The 6,393-nt window shown below is 58.8% G+C and carries 6 protein-coding genes; 2 read left to right on the forward strand and 4 right to left on the reverse strand.

Annotation, left to right across the window (positions count from 1 at the left end; translation table 11 throughout):
• Nucleotides 1-155: IS630 transposase-related protein (locus F561_RS30675; protein WP_425386927.1), on the reverse strand; the 155-nt coding region annotated here is incomplete at its 3' end.
• A gap of 551 nt (nucleotides 156-706) precedes the next feature.
• Here F561_RS30675 and F561_RS0123875 point away from each other — a divergent pair.
• Nucleotides 707-1,594: a hypothetical protein gene (locus tag F561_RS0123875; protein ID WP_245556630.1), complete on the forward strand. Its 888-nt coding sequence runs from the start codon at nucleotides 707-709 to the stop codon at nucleotides 1,592-1,594.
• Between the two features lie 323 nt (nucleotides 1,595-1,917).
• Here F561_RS0123875 and F561_RS0123880 read toward each other — a convergent pair whose 3' ends face one another.
• From F561_RS0123880 to F561_RS0123890, 3 genes are all read right to left on the reverse strand, one after another.
• A complete protein-coding gene (locus tag F561_RS0123880) occupies nucleotides 1,918-3,504 on the reverse strand; it encodes an ABC transporter substrate-binding protein (RefSeq protein ID WP_019012483.1) in 1,587 nt (528 codons plus the stop codon).
• A gap of 355 nt (nucleotides 3,505-3,859) precedes the next feature.
• On the reverse strand, nucleotides 3,860-5,092 hold the full coding sequence (gene trpB / locus F561_RS0123885; RefSeq protein ID WP_026299186.1) for a tryptophan synthase subunit beta: 1,233 nt from the start codon (nucleotides 5,090-5,092) through the stop codon (nucleotides 3,860-3,862).
• 134 nt (nucleotides 5,093-5,226) lie between these two features.
• Nucleotides 5,227-6,045, reverse strand: a complete 819-nt coding sequence (locus tag F561_RS0123890; RefSeq protein ID WP_019012485.1) for a helix-turn-helix domain-containing protein — start codon at nucleotides 6,043-6,045, stop codon at nucleotides 5,227-5,229.
• A gap of 57 nt (nucleotides 6,046-6,102) precedes the next feature.
• On the opposite strand from F561_RS0123890, the gene F561_RS0123895 reads away from it, so the two are divergent.
• Nucleotides 6,103-6,393: helix-turn-helix domain-containing protein (locus F561_RS0123895; protein WP_019012486.1), on the forward strand; the 291-nt coding region annotated here is incomplete at its 3' end.

Below are 6,393 nucleotides of genomic sequence, written 5' to 3' on the forward strand. Positions count from 1 at the left end.
GTCCCGAGACGCTGCTTTGCGAGGTAGGCATCAACGGTTTCAATGTGAATCCGATACAACCGGGCGACGACTTGACGGGGCTGTCCGCCTTCGATCGCAGCCACCACCCGTTCACGCAAATCCAGACTGTACCCTCGGCCTCCCACTCGTTTCACGTCATCATTATGACAAATGCTCTAAAGAGAATCGCTTACTTCGTAGCTTGGACGCACTTGGCATTGGACTGGCGCCGTGCAGTTCACTGGAACGTAGATTTCTGACGGGCGTCATTCAGGCCTATCAAACACTCCCACTCACTGCTGGGCGCAGCCAAGCCCGGTGGCGCGCTGACGAGTACAGTACCTCTGTGAATCAGGGTGCGCTCACCAGCCGAGCCTTGCGGCACCTCCTCGACAGCAGCCCGGCCTGGTCCAGGCGGCTGCAACAGGAGCTCCTGACCCCGCCCCTTCGACTCCCCGCCGTCACAGCCGGCCCCCACCCGTGGCCTGAACCGCCGGACCCGGCCACGGAGGACGCCGTGCTGGAACTACTGCGTTGGCAGATCGAGGCGTCCACTGGCCACCCTCAACCCGTCACCGTCCATGACCTCCACCTCGGCGCCGCTTCTCCCGCCTGGGGCACCCGACTTAAGGATCTTGCCCGGCACGTTCAAGGCCGGCGTGATCGCTTTCTCTTGCATCAAGCATTCACCCCAGAAGATTTTGCCATGACCCTCCGTTGGACCCTAGATTCGGTGTCTCCAGACCGGGTGATGCCCGTGAAGAGCTTGCCGAGGCAGGAGCAACACTTGACCTGGTTGCTTGGCGCACCTTGGCCGAACGCGCTGCTCACGCTCGCCAGCGTGGCCCGCCCTCAGTTAGGCGACCTCCTGATGCACAATTGCACTGTGTTTGTCCGCGTGCAGTGTGGGCTAAAAGTCGAGTTGCCTTGGCGATTGGTCCTGGGTGCCGCTGCTCTGGCTGCCGCTCACGCCACCCCGACCCAGGATCCCGGGAAGATCCGCGTGGGGCTCTGGAGCGTACCGCATTCGGCCCTGCTGACGGTGGGTCTCCTCGACCTTGTGCCAGAAGCGGCTCTCCCCAAGCTCCTGCAAACGTTTGGACCCTGGATCAACCAGACCGACTGGCGAGCGCTCGGACGGGTCCACTCGTCGGGACGGTTGCCTGTAGGTGTCCTGCGGCACCTGCACCCGGTTTTGGCGTTGCAGGCGGTGAACAGTCAAGCCAAAGCGATTGGCACTCAGCTTCAGCAAGCTGCCTTGGCGAAGAATGCCCCAGCACTCCGCCGGGAGCAGACTTACCTGTACGAAGTCAAGGCACGCGCCGCTCAAGTCATGCTAGACCAGCGGGTGCTCCAGCCCGTCCGGATAGACCGCGGCGCCCTCTTGGTGATGGGGGAGACTCCCATAGGGCCGCGCAGCTTTCATCTCCTGCTGGACCGGTTCGGATCCTACGCCGCGCAGATCAGTGCGGAGACCAGCAGTCTTCCCGGACGCATTCAGGATGCAGAAGCTGTGCTGGCGCAGTATGACCTGACGCGCGCCTTGGCCCTGCTCACCCGGATCATTGCCCGCAAAAGGATGCCGAGTGGATGACACAAGAGCGAAGAACCCCAAGGTTAGCCCCAGGTCACCTCGTTCAGGCCAAATGGCTTTAGGGTGAGGTGTGGCGGCCACATCACCGATCGAACGGCAGCAACGCTGGATGCTTACTGGCGTAATGGTACTGGCTGTTCTTGCGGAAGCTGGCGTGGCCTACTTGCTGGTTCATGATACCCTCACGTCAGGCCTATGCCCAAGGGCAAACCGGAACCATTTCGTGGTTCCGGTTGCTGTTTGCTCAGTCCTGCTGGGGAGGCGAAGCCAACGTTCGCCCACCAGAACCGAATCGTTCACCCAGGGTTAGGTCTGGCCGCCCGTCATTTCTTGCCCGGAACGGAGACATTATTCAGCGCCCCCGTCCCAAGGGGGTTGGCGATCCAGCCCTTGACATAGGTCCGCGCCGCACCGAGCGGTTGGCTGTGTACAATCGGAATCCGGTAGTTGGCGTTGTAAGTCATTTCATGAATTTGTGCGTAAATTTTTGCTTTATCGTCCCGCGCTACGGTGGCCCGTCCCTTTTCCAGGAGGGCGTTGAGTTCCGGCGGGTTCCAGTTAATATCATCGCTGCCACCGGGACCATAGAACGCCGAGTAGAAGTTGTCCGGATCACCGTAGTCGCCGGTCCAGCCAATCATGTAGATATCGAAGCCCGGTTCCTGGTAACGGTCTTTAAGGTACTTGGCGTAATCCTCTGTTTTCAGATTGACTTTGATCCCAATCGCCGACAGGTCTGCGGAGATGGCTTCAGCAATCGGTTTGGGCAGAGGGAAGAATGGACGGGCAATGGGAAGGTACCAGAAGTCCAGCGTGAAGCCGTTCGGGTATCCGGCGTCTGCCAGCAGCTTCTTGGCCCCGGCAGGGTCAAATTTGTATTCGGTGGGCACCTTCTTGGAATTCGCCCACGACAGCGCTTTTGGGAGAAACGAGGCGTTTGAGGTGCCCAGCCCATTCCAGAATGCCTCGACGATGGCCGGTTTATTGATGGCCATGCTAATAGCCTGCCGGACCTTAGCGTTTTTGAGGTACTGGTTGCGGTTGTTCAGGCTGATGAAGCCCACGTTGAAACTGGGGCGCAGCACCACCTGAAGATTTGAATCTGCCTTGAGGGCTTTGAGCCCGTCCGGGTTGATATCACCCACCAGGTCAACTGACCCGGCTTTGAGTTCATTCAGGCGCTGTGAAGCGTCCTTGATGCCCCGCACGATCAGCCGGTCCACCTTGGCCTTGCTGCCCCAGTAGTTCGGATTGCGGTTGTAGGTGACGCGGTCACCGGTCGTCCAGGTGTCAAAGATAAACGGTCCCGTCCCGATGGGCTTGCTGGCAGGCGTGCCGTACTTTGCCCCCTGTGCCTTTATGGCTGTGGGACTGGCGATGCCGAAGAACCCGGTGCCCACCACCTGGGCGAACACGGTGGAGGGCTTGTTCAGGTCAAACCTCACCGTGTAGTCGTTGACTTTTACGATGCTTTTGATAATGGCATTGGGCTGGCCTTTAAAGCCTCCCAGCAGGGACGTGACGATGTCATAGGTTCGTCCCTGATCGCGGTAGCCGTTGGGTGCTGCTGGATCCCAAAAGCGGTTCCAGTTGAAGAGCACTGCGTCGGCATTAAAGGGTGTACCATCATGAAATTTCACATTGCGCCGGAGGTTGAACGTCCAACTGGTGGCAGTGGTGTTCGGTTTCCAGCTGACGGCCAGGGCAGGTCTGGTGTCGGTGGTGCCGTCCACAAAACCGACCAGGGTGTCGTACAACTGGAGCTGATAGATCACGCTGACGCCGTCGGTGATGTTGCCGGAGTCGAAAGTGACGGGGTCACCGTTGGCGGCGTACACCAGGGTGGCGGCGGTCGCCTGTCCCGCAGTGGCGAGGAGCAGGGCAGTACATAAGGGAAACAACCGTTTCATATTAACTCCATACGCTGAGAGACTTCAGTTCATGTGTTGCGCAACTTGACCAGGCTTGGTTCCGCCAGCCTGCATCCTGACTGTAGCGAAAGGGGAGATTGTGCTGCCTTAATCCGGGTCTGGGTATAACGACGCTGACGGGTCCCAGGCATGACGAACAGTCTTGGCAACCCACGGACATCATCGAGTACCCACCAGGCCGGGCAGGGTGCCTTGCAGAGGAACACATGGACGTGCTGGACATCCTGAGCATCACACGCGCTTGTGGTTGATAGGGCGTACGTTGCAGGTGTCCGGCACCCCCACAACCTGTCGCACCTGCGCGCTGCAGGCCTGGACATCAGCTCAGCAGAGATCAGGACGATCGACTGTCTCCGGTTCCGTAGTTCGTCAGGACATAATCGACGTCCTTATCGCCTCGCCCGGACAGATTGACCAAGATGCTTTCCGAGGAAGGGGTCTGCCTCGCCAATTCGATTGCAAACGCCAGCGCGTGGCAGCTCTCAAGGGCCGGTATGATTCCTTCTGCCTTCGATATCCTGAAGAAGGTGCTGATGACCTGCTCGTCAGAGATACTCGCGACGTTCAGTCGATCCACCTCGTGCAACATCGCGATCTCCGGCCCAACACCCGGATAAACCAGCCCGGACGCCACCGACGATACCAGGGTCGGGGTGCCGTCCTCGTTCTGCAGGACGACAGACTGCGCGCCATGCAGCGTTCCGGGGCTTCCGAAAGAGAGTGTCGCCGCATGCTCTCCGGGCTGATCTGACTTCCCAAGTGGCTCCACGGCATGGAGAATGACATTGGGCTCGTCAAGGAACCCCGCATACATGCCCATCGCGTTCGATCCGCCCGCCAAGCAGGCCACGACGTGGTCGGGAAGTGAACCCCCGCTGAGAGACAAGAACTGTCCACGGGCCTCTCGCCCCACCACGGATTGGAGATCCCTCACGATCATGGGGAAGGGGTGCGGCCCGATCGCCGAACCGATGGCATAAAGGGCGTGGTCGCGTTGCTCGACATAGGCGTTGAAGGCGGAATCGCTCGCCTCCTTCAGGGCTGACTGCCCAGCCGTTGCGGCAACGACCTGGGCGCCGAGAAGGCGCATGCGTCCGACATTCGAGCGTTGTTTCTCAATGTCGACCTCGCCCATGTGGATTTCGCACTCAAGACCAAAATAGGCAGCCGCAGTTGCCAGGGCGACGCCGTGTTGGCCGGCTCCTGTTTCGGCGATTAGCTTGCGCTTCCCCATCTTGCGGGCGAGAAGCGCGAAGCCCACGCAATGATTGATCTTGTGGGCACCCGTGTGATTCAAATCCTCGCGCTTGACGAAAATGCGCGCGCCACCGACCTCCTGTGTTGTGTTCTCGAGATAGTGGATCGGTGTCGGGCGTCCCTGAAGACCGATCCGAACCTTTTCCAGGACATGTTGAAAATCAGGCGTGTCCCGCAGTGCCTGATACGTCGACGCGAGTTCCGCGAGCGCAGGCCATACCTCGGGCGGGTAGTGATTGCCCCCAAACCGTCCATAATACCCGTTTACATCAGGGTATCTCATCAAGTAAGCACGTTCATCCTGCGGCATCTTGAACCTCCAACTATCGATCCCGAGGTTACGTGACCCATCTGATGCCGTATTGAACATGATTTGCATGTGCATCGGCACAGTGCCGGCGCGCTAGGAAGTTTGACCATGGTGCGTGGCGAAGGAGGTCAATCTCACGAGAGGGGTTGCTGGCGTGAGCTACCTTCCTTCCTGCGACGACCAATGTCTCGTGAAAGCGCACCGGGGGGCACGCCGAATACCTTCTTGAATTCTCGGGTCAGATGGGCCTGATCGCTAAAGTCCAACATGAACGCAACCTCGCTCAGGTCCGAGCCCTCGCAAATTAACTCCCTGGCCTTCGCGACTCGAACCTGCCGTAGATAGGTCTGAGGTGCCATTCCCACTGCATTGCTGAACGTTCTGATGAGGTGGCTCCTGTGCACCCCGAGTTCGCGAGCGAGTTCCTCGGTCCGCATGGCACGTGTGCAGTTCTTATGAATCAGCAGGCAGGCCCTGCGCGCTAACGGCTCAGGACTTTGCACTGCATCTGTCGAGAAATCACACCTCGCGACGATCTGCCGAAGGGCAGCCTCAATCGAGTTGCCCTCAATGACCGGCGTAAATAGGGTATCAATGAACTCAACTGTCGCTGAGCTCGTTCCAAGAATGGCGGTCTGGAAATGAAGAGGTTCATCGAGGCGTTCATGGTCGAGACACCCGATCAAAAAATCCTTGGATGGATACAAGGTTTCGTATTCAGCATTCTCCTCAGAGCAAGACGCCGAGTGAACCTCATATGGGTTGAAGAAGAAGACGTCACCCGCACGGGCAATTCCACTCCATCTTGCCGATCGAATCTCAGCCACGCCCTTCCTGAGGGCTACAATCGAGTAAGTGCTGTGCAGGTGGGGATCAAACTCGATTGCAGTCGCATGAGCGCGTAGGAGATTGGAGTGCGGCAACGCAAAGCTCATGGCGTTGACCTGTGTCATCGAAAGCCTCCTCTCGCTGCGCCTAGTACAGCGTTTTACAATTTAGTAGAGTCAGATATGCCTCGTTCTCTGCGTTACAAAGTGGAGTTAAGCCCTGAGCAGGAACAAAGCCTGAAAGCAATCACGACGAAAGGGAGCCACAAGGCGCGGGTCATGACCCGCGCCCAAATTTTGCTGATGGCCCATCGGCAGTTGGGCGATTTGGCGATCAGCGAGGCCCTAGGGATCAGCGTGCAGATGGCGCAATCGATCCGAAAACGCTTTGTGTTGGGTGGTTTAGACGCGGCGCTCTACGACGCACCTCATACCGGCCGACCCGCAAAGTTTACGGGCCAAGATCGGGCGGCC

Source organism: Deinococcus aquatilis DSM 23025, from assembly GCF_000378445.1.
In the GTDB taxonomy this organism is placed as follows: Bacteria; Deinococcota; Deinococci; order Deinococcales; family Deinococcaceae; genus Deinococcus; species Deinococcus aquatilis.

Bases quoted from the DNA above. Each gene is read 5' to 3' on its own strand.
- F561_RS0123875 (WP_245556630.1), top strand. From the start codon at position 707: ATGACCCTCCGTTGGACCCTAGATTCGGTGTCTCCAGACCGGGTGATG.
- trpB (WP_026299186.1), bottom strand. From the start codon at position 5,092: ATGCCGCAGGATGAACGTGCTTACTTGATGAGATACCCTGATGTAAAC.
- F561_RS0123890 (WP_019012485.1), bottom strand. From the start codon at position 6,045: ATGACACAGGTCAACGCCATGAGCTTTGCGTTGCCGCACTCCAATCTC.
- F561_RS0123880 (WP_019012483.1), bottom strand. From the start codon at position 3,504: ATGAAACGGTTGTTTCCCTTATGTACTGCCCTGCTCCTCGCCACTGCG.